General features: G+C 63.6%; 11 protein-coding genes. 6 read left to right on the plus strand and 5 right to left on the minus strand.

Going from position 1 to position 19,070, the window contains the following annotated elements:
• Positions 1-153 precede the first annotated feature (153 nt).
• Positions 154-2,331, minus strand: coding sequence for a hypothetical protein (locus NZM16_RS05330; RefSeq protein ID WP_295448990.1), 2,178 nt, complete (start codon positions 2,329-2,331; stop codon positions 154-156).
• A 556-nt stretch (positions 2,332-2,887) separates the two neighbouring features.
• Between NZM16_RS05330 and NZM16_RS05335 the strand changes: the two genes are divergently transcribed.
• From NZM16_RS05335 to NZM16_RS05360, 6 genes are all read left to right on the plus strand, one after another.
• Complete coding sequence (locus tag NZM16_RS05335; RefSeq protein WP_295448992.1) at positions 2,888-3,784, plus strand: response regulator; 897 nt, start codon at positions 2,888-2,890, stop codon at positions 3,782-3,784.
• Positions 3,785-3,879: 95 nt separating this feature from the next.
• A complete protein-coding gene (locus tag NZM16_RS05340; RefSeq protein WP_295479138.1) occupies positions 3,880-9,894 on the plus strand; it encodes a GAF domain-containing protein in 6,015 nt (2,004 codons plus the stop codon).
• A gap of 110 nt (positions 9,895-10,004) precedes the next feature.
• Positions 10,005-10,382, plus strand: a complete 378-nt coding sequence (locus tag NZM16_RS05345; RefSeq protein ID WP_295448999.1) for a response regulator — start codon at positions 10,005-10,007, stop codon at positions 10,380-10,382.
• Between the two features lie 178 nt (positions 10,383-10,560).
• On the plus strand, positions 10,561-11,355 hold the full coding sequence (locus tag NZM16_RS05350; RefSeq protein WP_295449002.1) for an alpha/beta hydrolase: 795 nt from the start codon (positions 10,561-10,563) through the stop codon (positions 11,353-11,355).
• Positions 11,356-11,442: 87 nt separating this feature from the next.
• Positions 11,443-13,335 carry an aldehyde ferredoxin oxidoreductase family protein gene (locus NZM16_RS05355; RefSeq protein WP_295479141.1) on the plus strand — a complete coding sequence of 631 codons (1,893 nt, stop codon included), beginning with the start codon at positions 11,443-11,445 and terminating at the stop codon, positions 13,333-13,335.
• Positions 13,336-13,635: 300 nt separating this feature from the next.
• Positions 13,636-14,079, plus strand: coding sequence for an Hsp20/alpha crystallin family protein (locus NZM16_RS05360; RefSeq protein ID WP_295449007.1), 444 nt, complete (start codon positions 13,636-13,638; stop codon positions 14,077-14,079).
• A gap of 42 nt (positions 14,080-14,121) precedes the next feature.
• On the opposite strand, the gene NZM16_RS05365 is transcribed toward NZM16_RS05360, so the two are convergent.
• The 4 genes from NZM16_RS05365 to NZM16_RS05380 form a co-directional block, all read right to left on the minus strand.
• On the minus strand, positions 14,122-16,842 hold the full coding sequence (locus tag NZM16_RS05365) for a valine--tRNA ligase (RefSeq protein WP_295479144.1): 2,721 nt from the start codon (positions 16,840-16,842) through the stop codon (positions 14,122-14,124).
• 572 nt (positions 16,843-17,414) lie between these two features.
• Complete coding sequence (locus NZM16_RS05370) at positions 17,415-17,726, minus strand: hypothetical protein (protein WP_295449013.1); 312 nt, start codon at positions 17,724-17,726, stop codon at positions 17,415-17,417.
• Positions 17,727-17,954: 228 nt separating this feature from the next.
• Positions 17,955-18,176 carry a hypothetical protein gene (locus NZM16_RS05375; RefSeq protein ID WP_295479147.1) on the minus strand — a complete coding sequence of 74 codons (222 nt, stop codon included), beginning with the start codon at positions 18,174-18,176 and terminating at the stop codon, positions 17,955-17,957.
• Positions 18,177-18,369: 193 nt separating this feature from the next.
• On the minus strand, positions 18,370-18,861 hold the full coding sequence (locus NZM16_RS05380) for an NYN domain-containing protein (RefSeq protein ID WP_295449019.1): 492 nt from the start codon (positions 18,859-18,861) through the stop codon (positions 18,370-18,372).
• Positions 18,862-19,070: the final 209 nt, after the last annotated feature.

Raw genomic sequence — 19,070 nt, forward strand, 5'->3', positions numbered from 1 at the left:
GGGCCAGGCCTTTAAGGTCCGGCACGATCCCCAAGGCTCCGAATGGAGGAGAAGCCCTCGCTCCTTCGCCCCCAAACGATGAAGCATTCGGGAGCGCCTCCATATCCCAGCGGGTGGATCCCCTTGACTCGGCAGCAAAGGCCCTTTCCCTTCTTAGGGCATAGGCTGGATCCGGATCCGGCGGAACCCCATCGCCAGCGGACGCAAATCCCCCTCTCCCGGAGAGACCGCGTAGGCGAATCGGAAAGTCAGCTCATGGACCCCCCGGCGTGCCCATCCCTGCGGGATCCTCCAGCGAATGGCTCTCTCCTGACAATCCGGGAATGTCTCCTCGCCCAGCAAGGATCCGTTGAGGAAAACCTCCAGGCGCTGAACCTTTCCCGGCTGGCAGAGCGGGAAGGCGATCAGCTCCAGAGCCACTTCTTCTCCGGGCTGATCCACCAGCCAGAGGGCATGGGCCTCCATGCCCTCCGCCCATATCCCCCAGCTTTCCGGGCCTGACCATCCATCCAGCAGCCAGAGGTTGGTGATGGCCGGCCCCTCGCGATCCGGGATGCGAAAGATGCAGATCGCATAGTTCCAGGGAGAGGGCACGGGAGGCGGATCAAAGCATCTTTCCAGAGGAAACGGCCAGCCCCACTTCGACCAGTCGGGAGGAGGATGATGGACGATCAGGAAGCGAAAGCCGTGCTGGCCCAGCCAGTCAGGGCGATGGCGGAACAACAGTCCCCGCCCCCGTTGCAGCCTCTCGATCCAGCGGGGATGGAAAGGCGTGAACCCGGATAAGGTGGGGCGCCGATGGTATTCCGTGGCCATCACCGTGACCCGCGAAAGATGCAGGCCCGGCGTATGATCGGCGAAGGCGTCGATGACAGCTCCCGGTTCCGGATTACGCCGCAGCCACTCGAAAGCCGGGTGGGCGACATAGGGCCAGGGGAGCACCTGGGGAGGCCTCATCAGCGCCTCGAGGAGCCAGAGGAAAGTCAGCCCTCGTCGAAACCACGGGGAAGCGATCCGCGTCCAGGCCTCGGCGCCCGCGACCATAACTCCCAGCGCGGTCACGGCGATGAACCGCCATGTCGTCCCGACCATCTCCCAGAACGGCACGATGGCCCATAACAGAAGAAAGGGCGTGAGGGCAAGAGGACGCCAGCCGTCTGGAAGGGTGGCTTCCAGGAACAGTTCCGGTTTACGGGCGTGGCCGATGCGCCAGATCGCTTCGTAAACCGCGGCGAGCTCGGAAGGCCATGGGATCCGAACGGGCATATCCCATTGCGCCGCGATCCCCGTGGCCAGCAACGCGCTGAAGAGGGCCGCTCGAAGCAACGGCTGGCTGCGCAACTGATGTCGGCGTGCTGCGACCCCCAGCAGGCCGAGCAGGCTGGTCCCTGCTGGGATCATCCCCAGGGTCAGGATCGGCCGATGAGAAGGCGCGGGGTGCCATCGCAGCCACGGGTGATACGGGTTCCAGACCAGCGCATCCATCCATCGATATCCATTGCCCAGTGCCGTCTCCAGAGTCTGGCCCAGCATCCGATCCTGGAGGAAGGCATATAGGAAAAGCGCCAGCCATGGACCGCTGATCAGCGCGGCCATCCCGGGCCCTCGAAAGAGGAACCGCCCCAGCCGCCCCTGACGCCACGCCCTCCAGCCATAGACCAGCGCGATCCCCCCGCCAAGGAAGATCAGATACGGATTGCCGGCGATCCCCAGGCCCCATACCCCTCCCGCCCGGATCAGCCAGCGGGGCGCCCACCCGGTTCGCCGAGCTTTCTCCAGCGCGAATCCGATCAGGGGAAGACAGGCCGTTCCCCAGGCGACGGTGAGGTAATCCCCATAGATGTGCATCGCCGCAAAGGTGCCATTGAAGGCGGCATAAGCGACTCCAACCGCAGTGGCCAGCCAGCGATCTCGGGCGAAGAGACCAACCAGACGGAAAGCGCCCACGAAGGCCATGGAAAAAGCCAGCCATACCAGAACGTGGAAGGCAAAGGCATCACCCCCAAGCCATGCCCATGGGAGCATCAGGCCGATCAGGAACGGACCGTGGTGTTGTTTGGCGACATGCCAGCCCTGGGGGGCAAACGCTAAGGGATGGAACAGGGGGGAAACGTGTAGCTCCAGAAGCGCCCTTCGATACCATGCGAGCGCCCACATGACCTCCAGGGTGTCCTCGCCGGCCGGCACGCTCTGGAAGAATCTTATCGATGGCCATGCATACTGTAACCAGAGGAACCAGATCCCAAGAGGCGCCAGCCAGGCACCGATGCGGACGTCGCTTCGACGGACGGAAGGAAATCCGGTAGAGAACCTTCGGAACGACTGGATCAATTCCCTCCCCCAGGATGCGCCAATTTCCTCGTCCAGGCCGACAGATCTCCCGTTTCGGCAAACCATAACTTTGGGGCGTATCGGGGCGGGACAGGCCGCCTTCAACGGCTCGCCCTTCGATCTCTTTTTTCCTTTCCTCACGGCCCTTTGGGCCGTGGAGAGAAGGACAAGGGAGAAGGCTGGCATGGATCAGGCTTCCGTGGGCCCATCGGTTATCCATCGTATAGGAAGTACGCCGTTCGCTTCCTCAGGAGCTTTGGGGGGGAGCCAGGCGCCCTCAGCACCCGGCCCCCCAAAGACGTCCTTCTCCCTCTCCTCGAGGCCTAAAGGGCCTCGGGGAAGGGGGGCCAAACTCCCATTGGAGAAGGGTTGGCCCCGCATCGGGAGAAGACCTGATCGTCCACCGCGCCCCTGGTTAAAAAGCTCAGACAGCTTCCGCGAATTTCCATTTTCAAGCGTCTGGGGTTAGAATAAGCCATAGATTCTGGCAACCGCGAGCCCGGCTTCCTCGGTTTAATATTTTGAACCGAGGGGCGAGCGCGGTGAGGAGGGCTCCATGAGCAAGGCGCGGATACTGGTCGTGGAAGATGATCCGGACATCGCCAACCTGCTGAAGCTGTATTTCAGCTCACTTAGCTATGAGGTCCAGACGGCCATGCGGGGCCAGGAGGCGCTCGAAAGAACCCGCCAGCAGCTCCCCCATCTGATCATCCTGGATATCGTTCTCCCCGACATCGATGGCTATGAGGTCTGCCGGAGGCTGCGCACCAACCTGCGCACCAGCCATATCCCCATCATCTTCCTCACCCAGCGAGACGAACGCAGCGACCGCATTGCCGGCCTCGAGCTGGGCGCCGACGATTATATCACCAAGCCCTTTGACATTGAGGAACTGCGCCTGAGGGTTCAGAACGCCATCCGACGGGCCGAGCGGGAAAGCCTCACCAACCCGGTGACCGGCCTCCCCAGCGGGCGTCTGATCGAGGATCAGCTCCGCGCCCTCCTCCGCCGCTCCGATTGGGGTCTGCTTTATATCGGGATCAATGGCCTGGATGCCTTTCGAGAGGTCTACGGCTTTGTAGCAGGGAATGAGGTGTTGCGGTGGACGGCCATGCTGATTGGAGAGGTGGTGGATGAGCTGGGAACGCCGCAGGATTTCATCGGCCATATCGGGGGCGATGACTTTGTGGTGATCACGGAGGCCGGGCGGGCGGAGGCCATCGCCCAGGCGCTCCGTCGGCGCTTCGCAGAGGGGGTGGGCACTCACTATGCGTTCTCCGACCGAGAACGGGGCTATCTGGTGTTGACCGATCGAGAGGGAAACGAGAAGCGCGTTCCATTGATGAGTCTGGCCATCGGGATCGTTCGGGCAAGCGACTCGATCTTCAACGACATCCGGGAGCTCACGGAGATCGCAGCGGAAGCGCGGCGGAAGGAGATTCTGTTGCTCTGACGGGGAGGGGATTAACTGCGTAACTCCCATCCCATCTCACATTCTCCCCGCGCTGCTTCGCGGCATTGGGGAGAGAGGGCGGAGGGAAACCTCAGATGGTCTGGCGCCAGCGTCTGCGTTGGCTTCTAAGACCCATTCACGCTCCATCCTCCGGTTCGGCGGCGCGAACGGAGGACGTCTCCTTCCTGGACCGATGGGCAGAACCGGTGCTCTGGATCGAGGCGGGAAGCGGGCGGCTGTTCCTGAACGCCGCGGCGCGCACCTGGCTGGGCGATCCTATCCCCTCTTCCCGCCACGATCTGGAGGGCCGCCTTCGCCCGTCAGGGGTGCTGGAGCGCTGGCTGTTGGGCTCCAGAGAGACCGCTGTGATCGGCAATCAAGGCGTCCGGGCCAGCGCCCTTCCGCTGACGCTGGACGGACGACCGGGTTTCCTGGTAGTTCTTCAGCCTATCCCCGAGGGCTCCAGAGCGACTCCGGAACCCTCGGCCTATCCCCGGGAACTGGCTCTGGTTACCGGGATCGCCCGCTTGCTGAGTGCCTCCCTCGATCTGGACTCCATGCTGGATGCCATCCTGTTCGCAATCCAGCAGGTGATCTCCTACGATCTCGCCGAGATCAACCTGTGGGAACCTGGAGAACGTCGGCTCCGCACTCGGGCCCGCGGGGGGGATCCCCAGGCGGTGGCCCGCCTTATGGAATCTGGAGGGGTTTACCGGCCCGACGAAGGTCTTACGGGCTGGCTGGCTACCCACCGGCGTTCCCTGTTGATCCGGGATCTGCGCGGCTTCACCGACGCGCGCCCTCGCCTGGACCTGGAGCTTTTCCCTGCGCGCGCCTTTCTGGGCGTGCCCCTGCAAACGGGGGAAGAATTCATCGGGACGCTGGAGCTCATCGCGTATCGCCCGGGCGCTTTCACCGAAGAACACCTGCGCCTCCTGGAGGCGATCGCTGCCCAGGCAGCCATCGCCATTCACAACGTCCGCCTCTACGAAGCCACCCGCCACTATGTCGAAGGGCTGGAGACCCTCTTCCGCATCGCCGCCATCAGCGCCGCCTCCCCTTCCCTGGAAGCCTTCCTCCGGCAGTCTGTAGCGGAACTGGCAGGATGGTTCCGGGTGGAACGGGTGGTGGTCTTGCTTTATGACCCGAAACGCCAGGAGCTGGCCCCACACCCCGCCGGCCTCTATGGGCCATGGCCGCCGGAAGCCCTGGGGTTCCGCCTCCCGGTGCGGGACCCCGTGTTTGCACAAAGCGTGTTCCGTGGCGGGCGTCCCTTTCGCTCGAACCGGGCGTCGGAGGATCGTCGGGTGATCCCACCCTATCGGGAGCTGATCGCCCGCTTTGGCGTCCGCTCCGTCTTATCGATTCCCCTGACGACCCGGGAACAGCCCATCGGGGAGATCCACCTGATCAACCGGTGGGAGGGTCGATTCGCCCCGGAAGATGAACGTCTGGGGATGGCGATCGGCGTGGTGCTGGGGACCACCCTCCACAACCTTCAGGTGATCGAACAGGCCCGGCGCCGCGCCGCCCGCTTGCGAGCCCTGGTGGAAATCGGTCAGCGGATCGCCGCCACGCTGGACCTGGATGCGATCTTCGAGACCATTCGAGAAGAGCTTGGGCGCATCCTGGACACCCGAAACTTCTACGCCGCACTCTATGAGCCGGAAACGGATGAGATCTCGTTTGCATTTTATATCCACCGCGGAGAGCGCCTGACCGAGCGGCCGAAGCGGCGCAGCGGCCGGGGCCTGACCGAATATGTGATCCGAACCGGCCAGCCCCTTCTACTGCGAGGCGATGTCATCGATCAGGCAAGGGCGCTGGGGATCGAGCCGGTGGGAACCCCCGCCCGGCTCTGGATGGGGGTCCCCATGCGGGTTGGCGATCGGGTGATCGGCATGCTGGCCATCCAGCATGAGGAGGACGAGAATGCTTTCGATGAAGAGGATCTGGAGCTCCTTCAGGCCATCGCGCACCAGACAGCCATTGCCGTGGAGAACGCCCGGCTCTATAGGGAGGTCCACGAGCGTCTGGAAGCCCGCATCCATCAGTTGACCGCGCTGAACCGCATCGGCCAGGAGCTGAACGCGAATCTGGATCTGGATCACATCCTGAACCTGGTGCTGGATTCGGCATTTCAGGTCACAGGAGCGGATTATGGTGAGATCCTGCTCTACGAACCGGAGAGCGGTCTCCTGCGCCCTCGCCTGCTCCGTAACCTCTCCCTGGAGCAATTGCAGGCCCGGGGCCTGGACCGTCAGCGCCCCGGCGAGGGATTGATCGGCCAGGCCTTCCAGACCGGCCGGGTCGTTCTGGTCCCCGATGTCCGGCAGGATCCCTATTACATCGCGGGAACGCCAGATACCCTCTCTGAGGTGGCGGTGCCCATCTGGCATGGGACGCTGGTCGTTGGAGTGCTCGATCTCCAAAGCCGGCGACCCCATGGCTTCAGCGAGGAACAGATCGCCTTCCTGGAAGCCCTGGCGGCCCAGGCCGCGGTGGCCATTGGTAACGCCATGCGCCTGGCGGAGGAAGCCCAGCGGAGCGAGCGTTATCGCCAGCGCATCGAATTGATGCGGGGGATGCTGGAGGTGAGCCAGGCGCTGCGCTCGGAGCGGCCGTTAGAGAACGCCCTCGAGGCGGTCGCCTACGCCATCCAGGAATCCATTGGATTTGAACATGTGCTGATCAGCCTGCTGGAGGGCGAGCCCCCGATGCTGCGCCGGGTGGCCCAGGCCGGGCTTCCCCTTGTAGTGTTCGAGCGAATGCGCCAAGTCTCCCAGCCATGGCGGAACATGCAAATCCTGCTACGAGAGGAATTCCGGCTGGGAGCCTGTTATTACATCCCGTATGAACGGCAGCCAGAGAACCTGACGGAAATCCTGGATACCTGGACCGCCACGCCGACCCGGGAGCCGCGGCCTGACCCAACCCGCTGGCATCCAGAGGATCTCCTGATCGTCCCGATATACGGAACCGGCGGACGCCTGCTGGGGATCATCTCCGTGGATGAGCCCCGGGATGGCCGGGCCCCTACCCGCGAGACGGCGGAGATGCTGGAGCTGCTGGCCAGTCAGACCGGCATTATCATCGAGAACGCGCGCCTCTATGAGGGGCTGAAACAGCGGATCGAAGCCCTGACCCGTCTCAACGAGGCCAGCCGCCAGATCGCCGCCCGGCTGGAGCTGGGCGCTCTGTTAGAAGCCATCGCCCAGGCCGCTGCTTCCCTCAGCCAGGCGATCTGGACCGCAGTGATCCGAACAGAAGAAGGGGGATCTCTACAGGTTGCCGCTCGCTTCGCCCCTCAGGGAGCGGATCGCCTTGCTTCGCTGGAGACGCTCCTGAATTCCCCCTGGATCATCCAGGCCCTGTCCTCGGGCCGCGTCCTCTACCTCCGGGACCTGGAAGAGGTTCTGGATGGAGACCGCACGGAGGTGCGCTCGTTGCTCCTCGTGCCGATGCGGGCGGGAGGGGAGATCGTAGGGTGGATCGCGGTGGCCCATCCGGAGCGCGGCGCCTTCGATGAGACCGAACAGATCCTCCTCCAGACTCTGGCGGAACAGGCCGCGGTGGCCCTGGAGAACGCCCGGCTTTACGAGCAAACCCGCCGCTTCGGCGAGGAGCTGGAAGCGCTGGTCCGCGAGCGAACCGAAGCCCTGGAAAAAGCCCTGGCGGACCTGTCAGCCCGCCATCGTCAGCTGGAGTTGCTTTATCAGGTCACTCTGGCGCTGACCGCCAGCCTGGAGCTGGAGGCTATCCTTCAGCAAGCGCTATCGCTCCTCGTCGAGGAGGGAGAGACAGCTGCGGTGGTCCTGCTGGATCCCGAGCAGGGGCGCCTGCAGGTGCGAGCCGGAATCGGGCCGGGCAGCCCGCAGCTGCTGAAGCAATCCTGGTCCCTTCACGAAGATCCCGGTCCGATCCGGACCGCCATCCGCCAGCGACGGACTCAGAATGTGGTGGGGATCTCCCCAGATCTCCTTCCGGCGCCCTGGCAGGCGCTGCGCCCGGGCGCCGTTCTGGTGGTTCCCCTCACCCTGGGCCTGGACGTCTTGGGCGCGCTTGTGTTCACCGACCCGGAGCCGCGGCAGTTTGAGCCGGAGCGGATCCAGCTTCTGGAGACCGTGGCCGCCCAGATGGCCCAAGCCATCAACAACGCGGCCCTCTATATGCTGATCACTCAGCAGGCCGAGCAATTGGGTAACACCCTCCGGGCCGTTCAGGAAGAAGCCTCCAAGCGCCAGGCCATCCTGGAGTCCATTGCCGAAGGCGTGATGGTGGCCGATGCGCGGGGCGAGGTCATCATGATGAACGCCGCTGCCGAGCAGATCCTGGGGCTGCGCCGGGAAGAGGTCCTCGGCCGGCCGATCCATCATTTCACCGGCCTATACGGGCCCGCCTGGCAGGAGTGGATGGCCTCCCTGCGCCGATGGCTTTCCTCCCCCCGAGGACAACCGCCGACTCTGTTCACACGCCACGAGCTCGCCCCCGAAGGCCGTTTCATCACCGTCCACGCCGCTCCGGTGATGATGGGCACCGAGTTCCTGGGCACTGTCTCGGTTTTCCGAGATATCACACCGGAGGTGGAGGCCGATCGCGCCAAGACCGAGTTCATCTCCACGGTTTCTCACGAGCTCCGCACCCCTATGACCTCTATCAAGGGCTATGTGGACCTTCTGCTCCTCGGATCGGGGGGGCCGCTTTCCGAGATGCAGTATCGCTTCCTGCAGATCGTGAAGGCAAACGCGGATCGGTTGAAGTTGCTGGTGGATGACCTGCTGGATATCTCCCGCATCGAGAGCGGCCGCCTTCAGTTAGATCTCCGTCCGGTGCCCCTGGAGGCAGCGGTGGAAGCCGTGGTAGCCGCTCTGAAGGCTCGCATCGATGAGAAGAACCAGCGCCTGGAGCTCGATCTCCCCGAGTTCCTCCCCCCCGTCCGGGCGGATAAGGATCGCCTGATCCAGATCCTGATGAACCTGGTCAGCAACGCCCACAAATACACACCAGAAGGCGGGCGGATCCGCATCCGGGCCCGCATCGAGGACGAAGCGGTTCACGTGGAAGTCAGCGACACGGGGATCGGCATCCCTCCGGAGGCCCTTCCCCGCATCTTCGAGCGCTTTTATCGCGTGGACGACCCGCGGGTCCAGGAGACCCCTGGAACAGGCCTGGGGCTTTCCATCGTGAAAGCCCTGGTGGAGATGCACGGCGGGCAGGTCTGGGTGGAAAGCGAGATCGGCAAAGGATCCACGTTCCATTTCACGATCCCCATCGCCTCTGAGGCGCCTGCTCCAGCCGAGCGCCTTCCAGCTTCAGCGCCGGTCCCCGTCCGGGCGGACGGGGTTTCTCCTATCCTGATCGTGGAAGACGATCGCCATATCGCCGACCTGCTGGTCCAGCACCTAGAGCGCGCAGGATATCGAACCCTGGTCGCTCATCGAGGTGAGGAAGCCCTACGCCTCGCCCGGGAGGAGCGTCCGCAGCTGATCACCCTGGACATTTACCTTCCGGACCTCGATGGCTTCACGGTTCTGGAGCGTCTGAAATCGGATCCGGCGACCGCCGAGATCCCCGTGGTCATCGTCTCCGTCATCGCCGATCGCCAGCGAGGGGTGAGCCTGGGAGCAGTAGACGTGCTGGGCAAGCCCGTGGACATGGAGCAACTGCTGCGGGTAGTGCATCAATATGCTCGACGGCATGCGCATATCCTGATCGTCGATGACGATGTGGGGACCCGCTCTCTGCTCCAGGATACCCTGCGCAATCACGGGTTCCAGGTCACCGCCTTCGGGAACGCTGTGGAGGCGCTCGCATGGATTGAGGCCCAGCGCCCCGACTTGGTGCTGATGGACCTTAAGCCAGCCGGGATGAGCGGACTGGATGCCTTGGCGCGGCTGAAAGCCAATCCGAAGACCACGGACATCCCGGTGGTGATCATGACGGCCAGCGCCACCGATCCGCTGGGGAAGCGCCGTCAGGCCCTGGCCATCGGGGCGACGGACTTCTTCCTCAAGCCGTTCCCGCTGGAGGAGTTTGTCGCTACCATCCGGCGTCTCCTCGCCGAACCATCCCAGGGAAAACCTGACACTGAGGGAAAGCACTTCCTGTAGGAGCGACCCTAGGGGGTTGCCCTCCCCCAGAATTTGAAGGTCCTATAGGGGATTCTGGAGAAAGAGGCTCAGACAACGAATTGCGCGATCTGGTAGGAGGGATCCAGACGATGGCTAGGATTCTGATCGCCGAGGATGAACGGGACATTCGGGAATTGATCACTTTCACCCTGGAGTTCGGAGGCTTTCAGGTGATCGCCGCCGCGAACGGCCAGGAAGCGGTGGAGCTGGCCCGTCAGCATCGCCCTGACCTGATCATCTTGGATGTCCGCATGCCCAAGATGACCGGCTATGAGGCCTGTCGGATCCTGAAATCTCAGGAAGAAACGCGCGCCATCCCGGTTGTATTTCTATCCGCGAAAGGGCAGGAAGCGGAGATCCGCCAGGGGATGGAAGCGGGGGCTGATGCCTACATTCTGAAACCCTTCGCCCCCGACGAACTCATTCAGCAGGTGCAAATGATCCTGGATCGCCATAACACGGAATGATGTCGCTCCGATCCAAAATCCTTCGGGCTCGCTGGTAGCTCGCCCTTCCGTAGCTCGCCCTCCCCAAAACCGAATTCGGAGGGCGGGCCTCCTGGCCCGTCGCGTTGTGTCACGCGACCATCCAGGGAGCGAATCAGCGAGAGGCCAGCGAAAGAGGGAAAAGAGGGAGTAGATCGCAGTGAGCATTGCGACGGTCGGCGAGTATCTGATCCATTACGAGGCGTTGGGCCGGGGTCAGCCCGTGATCTTCCTGCACGGGTGGGTCGGGTCATGGCGTTACTGGCTGTCCACGATGCAGGCCCTCTCCCACCGATTCCGCACTTATGCGGTCGACCTGGTGGGGTTCGGGGACTCCGCTAAACCTCGCCAGGGAGCGGACTCCGTCTATCGTCTGGAGCGGTATGTAGAGCTGGTCCAGGAATGGATGGATCATCTGGGAATTCCCCAGGCCCACTTCATCGGCCACACCCTGGGGGCGATGGTCGCGATCCGAGTTGCCCTGCAACATCCCGACCGCGTAGGGCGGGTCCTGGCCGTTGGCTATCCGGTCTCCCTGGAGCTCCCGAAAGGGATTCTCGGGCCGGCGGGGAAAGGGATCCTGACCGAGCGGTTGAGCCGTCTCGCTCAGGAGTATCCCGAGGTGCAGCGGGAGCATCTGCGGGCGGATCCTGAGGCCATTGGTCTCTCGCTGGAGGAAGCCCTGACACGCCAGGACGCGCTCCGGGAGTGGCTTCGCCTGGCGGATCGTCCGCTGCTTCTGGTTTACGGCCGGCGGGATCCCTTGATCCCGCCTCCCCTCTTCTTGAACGGCAGCCTGGACGCCTCCATCCGCTTGATTATCCTGGAGGAAGGGCGCCATTTCCCCATGTTGGATCTCCCAGCCCCATTCCAGCGCCTGGCCGAGGATTTCCTCACCCTGCCGGATCCTTCCCAGATCACCCTGAAGGAAGAATGGCGGCGGCGATTTCGATAAGAGGAACATCGTTCGCAGGCCTTTTCCCTTTCCGACCTCTATGCGCTAAGATGGTCTCCGTCTCCATCCTGATCCCAGGAGGGGCCTATGTTCGGATACGCCGGACGGATCCTTCACGTGGATCTCTCCGTGGGGCATCTGTGGGTGGAGGAACCGGAGGAGGCCTTTTACCGCACCTATTGGGGCGGCAGCGCCATGGGGCTTTACTATGTGCTGAAACATACGCCGCCTCGGATCGATCCCTTCGACCCGCGCAACACTCTCACCGTCTTCCTCAGCGCTGCCACCGGCGTTCCGATCTCCGGCCAGAGTCGCGCCACCGTCAACGCTAAATCTCCCCTCACCGGCCTGATCGGCGATTCCCAGGCAGGGGGATTCTGGCCCGCCGAGCTCAAGTTCGCCCGCTTCGACGGGATCGTGATCTACGGCTGCGCCCCGAAGCCGGTTTACCTCTGGATCCACGATGGCCAGGCCGAGCTGCGCGACGCCTCTCATCTCTGGGGACGCCTCACCGGCGAAGTGGAGCAGATGCTCTACGAAGAGCTGGGGGATGACCAGATCGAGGTCGCCCAGATCGGCCCGGCCGGCGAGCGCAGGGTCCGCTTCGCCGCCATTATGAACATGTCGAATCGGGCTCATGGCCGCACCGGGATGGGTGCAGTGATGGGCTCCAAGAACCTGAAGGCCATCGCTGTCCGGGGCCGCTGGCGTCCTCCCGTTTATGATCCCCAGGCGCTCCAGCAATTAAATAAGCAGGGACCGACGGCTTATGAATCCAACCTTGCGGTCAAGAACCTGGGGATCTACGGGACGGCCAGCGTGCTGGCCGCGCAGAACGCCGCTGGCGGGCAGCCGACCCGCAACTACACCAGCGGCTTCTTTGAGGAAGCCGACCGCATCACCGGCGAGCGGATGGCCGAAACTATCCTCAAAGAGCGCGACACTTGTTACGCCTGCGTGGTCCGTTGCAAGCGGGTGGTGGAGGCGGAATGGCAGGGCCGGAAGATCGATCCTTTCTACGGCGGGCCGGAATATGAGACCCTCTCCACCTTCGGATCCTACTGCGGGGTCAGCGATCTCGAGGCCATCGCCTTAGCGAACCAGATCTGCAACCAGTATGGAGTGGATACGATCTCTTGCGGGGCGACTATCGCGTTCGCCATGGAATGCTTCGAACGGGGGATCCTCACGGAGACCGAGGTGGGCTTCCCCCTGCGCTTCGGCGACGCGGAGGCGATGATCCGACTGCTGGAGAGGATCGTGCGGCGCGAGGGCATTGGAGATATCCTGGCGGAAGGCTCCGCGCGGGCGGCTCAGATCATCGGCCGCGGGGCAGAAGATTGCGTGGTCGCTGTGAAAGGCCAGGAGCTGCCGGCCCACATGCCTCAGGTCAAGCGCTCCCTCGCCCTGATCTATGCGGTCAACCCCTTCGGCGCCGATCACCAGTCCAGCGAGCACGACACGCTCTACATGCCCAAATCCCCCCGCCTTTTCCTGGACCGCCTCGCTGCCCTCGGCCTGACAGATCCGCAACCACCCCGGATCCTGAACGAGGCGAAGATCCGCTTCGCCTACGAGACCCAGAAATTCTACAGCTTCCTGGACACCGCGGACCTGTGCCAGTTCGTCTTCGGTCCCTCATGGCAGCTCTACGGGCCCGAGGAGCTGGTTGCCCTGATGCGCGCGGTGACCGGATGGGAGGTGACCCTGGAGGAAGCGATGCAGGTCGGGGAGCGCCGGCTGAACATGTTGCGAGCCTTCAACGCGCGGGAAGGAGTCGGGCGGGACCGCGATACGCTGCCCAGGCGGCTGTTTGAGCCCTTGAAGGGCGGGAAGACCGACGGCCTGAGCGTGGATCAGGCGGAGTGGGAGGCCGCCCTGACCCGCTATTACGAGATAGCGGGGTGGGATCCTCAGACCGGCATGCCGACCCGGGAGAAGCTGGCGGCGCTGGGACTGGAGTGGATTCTCTCCGGGTAAGCGCCAGCCCCCCATCTTTGGGGTTTTCGGGAACTGGGCTGGGGGCCTTCGGCCCCCAGCCCCCGAAAAACCCCCCAAGATGGGCGAAGCACTAACGACGTAACTCTATATATTTGAGATGCGGAGCCTTCGGCCCTGCACCTCAAAACATCGTGAAGCGAGGCGCTAATCATTCTTTAACCGAACGCTTGTGTATTGTTTACCTCACGCTAACGCTCCTCTAAGGTCCATCGCCTATGCTGAGGGCTGGAAAAACCCCCCAGGGGTGCCACTGGAAACTCTGAAGGAGGTGGATGAGCCATGGCGCGCGAGCTGATGATCCGGGACCCGTTCGACCTGGCGTTCATGACCCTGCGCGAGGCGATGGACCGCATGTTCGATCAGGCTCTGATGCGGCCTTACAGCGGGTTCAGCACACCGGTGAACATCTATGAGCTGCCCGACCGCTATCATGTGAGCATCCTGATGCCGGGCGTGCGGCCGGAGAGCCTGGAGGTGCAGACGCTGGGCTCCTCCGTGATCATCCGCGGTGAAGTGACCCCGCCGGAGATCGAGCGTGAGAAGAACGTCGCGGCTCTGCGCTGCGAGTGGACGGGCGGGCGCTTCGCCCGGACGATCGAGTTTGGCGACCCAATCGACGCCGATCACATCGAGGCCCGGCTGGAGAACGGCGTCCTGCACCTCACCGTCCCGAAGGCCGAGTCCGTCCGGCCGCGGGTGATCAAGGTGCAGGTGGCCCGCTGATCCAACGCGTGGCGGGGCAGGCGGCTGGCCTGCCCCGCCGTCTCATTCCTCCTTCAAGCGCTCCCATTCCGCCCGCAATTGTTCCCGCCGCGCTTTGAGCTCCTCCAGTTTACGACGCTCCTTCTCGACCACCGCCGCCGGCGCTTTCAACGCGAACTCCGAGGCCAGCAGGGACTCCGTCTTCGCGATCCGCGCTTCTACATCCGTTAGCTCTCGTTCCAGACGGGCCCGCTCGGACGCCCGATCCACCATCCCCGCCAGCGGCAGATAAATCCGGATCGAACCAGCGAGATAAGCCCGCGCCTCGGCTGGGGGCTCCGACAGATCCGCTAGCAGCACCAGCCGGTCCGGATCCAGACGCGCCAGCCCGGCCAGCAGACCTCGATGGGCCTCCAGCACAGGCAGGAACTCCCCAGCGGCGATCCACGCCGCGATCCGCCGTTCCGACGGCACCCGGTGCTCCTCCCGGGCATTCCGGATCGCCCGCACGGTCTCGATCAGCGCCCGCATCCCTGCCTCCGCCGCTTCATCCACCGGCCCGGGGAGGGGCCAGGAGGCCACGATCAGGGCCTCCGCGCCATCTGTGGCCCCGGTCCGCTTCAGATAGCCCCAGAGCGCCTCGGTGATGAAGGGCATGAAGGGATGAAGCAGTCGGAGGATCCCATCCAGCACGTAAACCAAAACCCCGCGGGTCCGCGCCTGATCGGCCGCCGTGCCCCGATAAAGGGGCTCCTTGGCCATCTCGATATACCAGTCGCAGAACTCATCCCAGGTGAACTCATAGATGCGCCGGCCCGCCTCCCCGAAGTCGAAAGACTCCATCGCTTCGGTGACCGCCGCCACTGTGCGATGGTAACGGGAGAGGATCCAGCGGTCCGGCAGGGTAAGCGAGAGATCGTCCATTGAGGGACGCCCGATCGGCCCAGTGAGGGCGCCCAGCACGAAGCGGGCGGCGTTCCACAGCTTGTTGGCGAAGTTGCGGCTCCCTTCCACCCGCTGCAAGGAGAGGCGCATGTCATTCCCCGGGGTGGACCCAGTAGCCAGGGTGAAGCGCAGCGCGTCCGCCCCGTAATCCCGGATCACCACCAGGGGATCGATGACGTTGCCCTTCGTCTTGCTCATCTTCTCGCCCTTCTCATCCCGCACCAGGCCGTGGAGGTAGACGACCCGGAAGGGGATCTCCCCGGTCATGGCCAGCCCCATCATCACCATGCGGGCCACCCAGAAGAACAGGATGTCGTAGCCGGTCTCCATCACCGTGGTGGGATAGAAGTAGCGCAGATCCTCCGTGTCATCCGGCCAGCCCAGGGTCGCGAAGGGCCAAAGGGCGGAGGAGAACCAGGTGTCCAGCACATCCTCATCCTGGCGGATGCGGGCGCTGCCGCAGCGAGCGCAGACGGAGGGATCCTCCCGAGCGACCGTGATGTGCCCGCAATCGTCGCAATACCAAGCCGGGATGCGATGCCCCCACCAGAGCTGGCGGCTGATGCACCACGGGCGGATGTTCTCCAACCAGCGGAAGTAATCCTTCTCGAAGCGTTCCGGCAGGATTCGAATGCGCCCCTCCTTCACAACGCGAATGGCCGCCTCCGCCAGGGGCTTCGTGTGGACGAACCATTGAAGCGAGAGCAGCGGCTCCACGATGGTGTCGCAGCGCTGACACCGGCCAGGAGCGTAGCGATGGGGTTCGATCTTCACCAGTAGGCCTTCCCGGCGCAGATCCTCCACTAACGCCTCCCGAGCTCGGAAGCGATCCATCCCAGCGTAGGGGCCGCCGTTCTCGTTGATCGTGGCGTCCGGGTTCATCACATTGACGCGAGGCAGCCCGTGCCGCCCCCCGATCTCATAGTCCGTCGGGTCATGCCCCGGCGTTACCTTCACCGCCCCCGTCCCGAACCCGCGATCCACCGCCGGGTCGGCGATGATCGGGATCCGGCGGCCCAGGGCGGGCAACACGGCGATCCGGCCCACCAGACCGGCATAGCGCTCATCCTCGGGGTGCACCGCCACCGCCGTATCCCCCAGGATCGTCTCCGGGCGTGTGGTGGCCACCGTGATGAACGCTTTCGCGCCCTCCGCCCAGCGGCCGCTCCCCCATGGCGCAGCGGGGCCCTCCCAGCCGTTCCCCAGCAGCGGATAGCGGACGTAGTAGAGGAGCCCTTCTTCCTCTTCCTCCCGCTCCACCTCCAGATCCGAAAGGGCCGTCTCGCATCGCGGGCACCAGTTGATGAGATACTCGCCGCGGTAGATCAGACCCTGCTCGTAGAGGCGGACGAAGGCCTCGCGCACCGCCCGGGAGTAAATCGGATCCATCGTGAAGCGCTCCCGCGTCCAGTCGCATGAAGCCCCCAGCCGGCGCAACTGGCGGGTGATGGTGCCCCCGTATTTCTCCTTCCAGGCCCACACCCGCTCCAGGAACCGCTCCCGCCCCAGCTGATGGCGGGTGAGGCCCTCCTTCGCGATCTCCCGTTCCACCATCACCTGGGTCGCAATGCCCGCGTGATCCGTCCCCGGCACCCAGAGGGTCGGATCTCCTTTCATTCGACGATAGCGGATCATCAGGTCCTCGAGGGTCACGAACATGGCGTGGCCCATATGGAGCTCCCCGGTGATGTTGGGCGGGGGCATGGAGATCACAAAGGGGCGCTGGGCAGGGTCGATCTTCGGTGTGAAGAACCCCCGCTGCTCCCACCATCCGTAAATCGGTTCCTCGATCTCCTGCGGATTAAAGGTCTTGGGAAGCGCCATCGCTTCCATCGCCATCCTCCACCTCCCTCTTCTGAATCCGGGGCCCTTTAGGAGTGGGAAGGGCCATCAAGGGTGGATCCTCTCCTTCTCACCCCCAACCCATTTCACTCTCTCCTCCTCACGGTCCAGGGGGCCACCCACAAAACACCTGATCGGGGCTGAAACGGTGAGCAGGACCAGAACCTGCAGAGGTCCGGAGAACGCGTCAGGGGTCCATTCTCCAGCTTCCCCTAACGCTCTCAAATAAAAACGCCCCCTCCGTCACAAGGACGAGAGGGGGCGGACCTCCCGCGGTACCACCTTGCTTCAGGGGGATCGGAACCGCTCATCCCCCTGCGCTCGGGCTGCGGTAACGGGCAACGCCCGGGCCGGACTCAGGCCAGAGGTAGCGCTCCGGCGGTCATCCGGCCGGCTCCAGGGCGACCTTCGACACGGCGTGCGACAGGGACTTCCACCGGACCCCCTCGCTGGCGTCGCCGCCTGTGCCTACTCCTCCCCTTCATCGCCTTTCCGGAAGCGACGGCACGCGTTCAACGCGCGACGTCTCCGAAATCCCAGTTCTTCCTTCCTGAATGGCCCTGGCCCCTTCAGATGACCTGGAATCGCCCGGTGGCCTTCACAATCTTCTCCTTATAGTTCCGGATGTGGCGGAACAGCTTCTTTTTCAGGTCCTGCCACTCCGGGCTGGCGAGGATGCGTTGCAACGTCTCCATGTCCTGGGCGATCGCGCCGGTGAGGATCTGGGGGCCTTCGCCATACATCGTATACCAGGCGTCCGTCGGCTCCATTCCCAGGCGCATCATCCCCGGCGCGAACTCGCGGACAATGAACTCAAAATATTCCTGCTCGTGGCCGGGTTTGATATCCCAGGCCATCAACAGCTTGACCATCTCGGCCATTGTAGCGCTCCCTCCGTGAACACGGGGGCTCCCAACCTTGCAATCCTCAGGCAAGAGGCGCAGGTAACAAGCTAAGTTGCTTATATTGTAGCAATAGCCTCTGTTCTCCTGCAACTCCGATTTGACCAGGGATGAATCCCAAAAGAGATCTGCGTTCGCTGAAAAGGATCCATCCTGACCAAAATGGGACACACCTCTGGTTAAAGCAATCGCCTTTTCTCCAGAAGTTTATCCCAGGCGGATCACCCCCGTGATCAAGAACACAAACAACCCCAACAAAAACAGGTCCGCCAGAAGGAGCCCAAGCAGGATGAGGCGTTGGGATGGGGTGAGCTGCTGAAGGAAAGCTAAACGCTCAAACAGGGAAACAGTAGGACGGCTCTCCATACTCTCCTCAATGGCCTCTCCCTCTGGGACCTCGGAGAGATGCTGACGGATGTCCTCAAACATGAATCGCCTCCTCCGTCAGAAGAACTTATTCCTTGTTGCGGATAGATGGAACGGAAGTTAGTCCGGGGAGCGATGGCCCCTCCCCTTCCCATGGCCAACAGGCCATGGGAAGGGGGAGAAAACCTCTTTCGTGTGCTGGGCGAGGGGCCTTTAGCTTCCAACCCGGCACCCGAAAAACCCTTCGGCTAAAGCACTATCTGTGTTCTGCGTCTTTCCCCTGGAACAATTTCATCCAGTATTGCAGCTCCCCCTCATTCACCTCTTCGGGCTTCTCCTTCTCAGCAGCCTGGGCGGACGGCTGCGCTCCGAGCTGGCGCTGCATATAGGCCAGGAACTCCGGTGCGGGCCAGACCGTTGCGCCCCGACGTCGAGCCGCCTCCTGCACCCTTCGATCCGAAGAAACCACCACCAGCCCGCGGGGATTGCGCTCCGCCCGGATCCGGCGGATCAGGATCTCATCCGCCGTGACCCCGGAAGGTGCAAAGTGAACCGTCACGCCACCCCGGGGGGTCCAGGAGGAGACATTGCCTGGCGCTCCCCGATCGAAAACCACCGTGATCCGCCGTCCCGTCCGCATGGCCAGCCGCTGGAGCCGCTCTACCAGGCGGGCCTCATCATCCGGATCCTCCAACTGTAAATCCGGCATCGCCCCGATCAAATTGTGGCCATCGATCAGAAACGGCATGGATTATTCCCCAACACGTATGACGCCAGGTGGAACTTCCGAGCTCTCCCATAGGTTTTTGGGGGAGAGAGGCCTGGCCCGCTTCCCTGTCAAAAGATTTTGGGGTGGGGGGGAAAAGGGCCCTGGGCCAACCCCCCCCCCCCCCAAGCCCCCCCCAAAACCACGGCCCGCCGGGCCCGACGGGGGGAGGTAAATTTAAGGGGCGGCGC

The organism is Thermoflexus sp. (assembly GCF_025055495.1).
GTDB lineage: Bacteria > Chloroflexota > Anaerolineae > Thermoflexales > Thermoflexaceae > Thermoflexus.

What these genes read in the sequence shown, in the direction of transcription:
- NZM16_RS05335 (WP_295448992.1), top strand. Translation starts at nt 2,888, where the DNA reads ATGAGCAAGGCGCGGATACTGGTCGTGGAAGATGATCCGGACATCGCC.
- NZM16_RS05340 (WP_295479138.1), top strand. Translation starts at nt 3,880, where the DNA reads ATGGTCTGGCGCCAGCGTCTGCGTTGGCTTCTAAGACCCATTCACGCT.
- NZM16_RS05345 (WP_295448999.1), top strand. Translation starts at nt 10,005, where the DNA reads ATGGCTAGGATTCTGATCGCCGAGGATGAACGGGACATTCGGGAATTG.
- NZM16_RS05355 (WP_295479141.1), top strand. Translation starts at nt 11,443, where the DNA reads ATGTTCGGATACGCCGGACGGATCCTTCACGTGGATCTCTCCGTGGGG.
- NZM16_RS05360 (WP_295449007.1), top strand. Translation starts at nt 13,636, where the DNA reads ATGGCGCGCGAGCTGATGATCCGGGACCCGTTCGACCTGGCGTTCATG.
- NZM16_RS05365 (WP_295479144.1), bottom strand. Translation starts at nt 16,842, where the DNA reads ATGGCGATGGAAGCGATGGCGCTTCCCAAGACCTTTAATCCGCAGGAG.
- NZM16_RS05370 (WP_295449013.1), bottom strand. Translation starts at nt 17,726, where the DNA reads ATGGCCGAGATGGTCAAGCTGTTGATGGCCTGGGATATCAAACCCGGC.
- NZM16_RS05375 (WP_295479147.1), bottom strand. Translation starts at nt 18,176, where the DNA reads ATGTTTGAGGACATCCGTCAGCATCTCTCCGAGGTCCCAGAGGGAGAG.
- NZM16_RS05380 (WP_295449019.1), bottom strand. Translation starts at nt 18,861, where the DNA reads ATGCCGTTTCTGATCGATGGCCACAATTTGATCGGGGCGATGCCGGAT.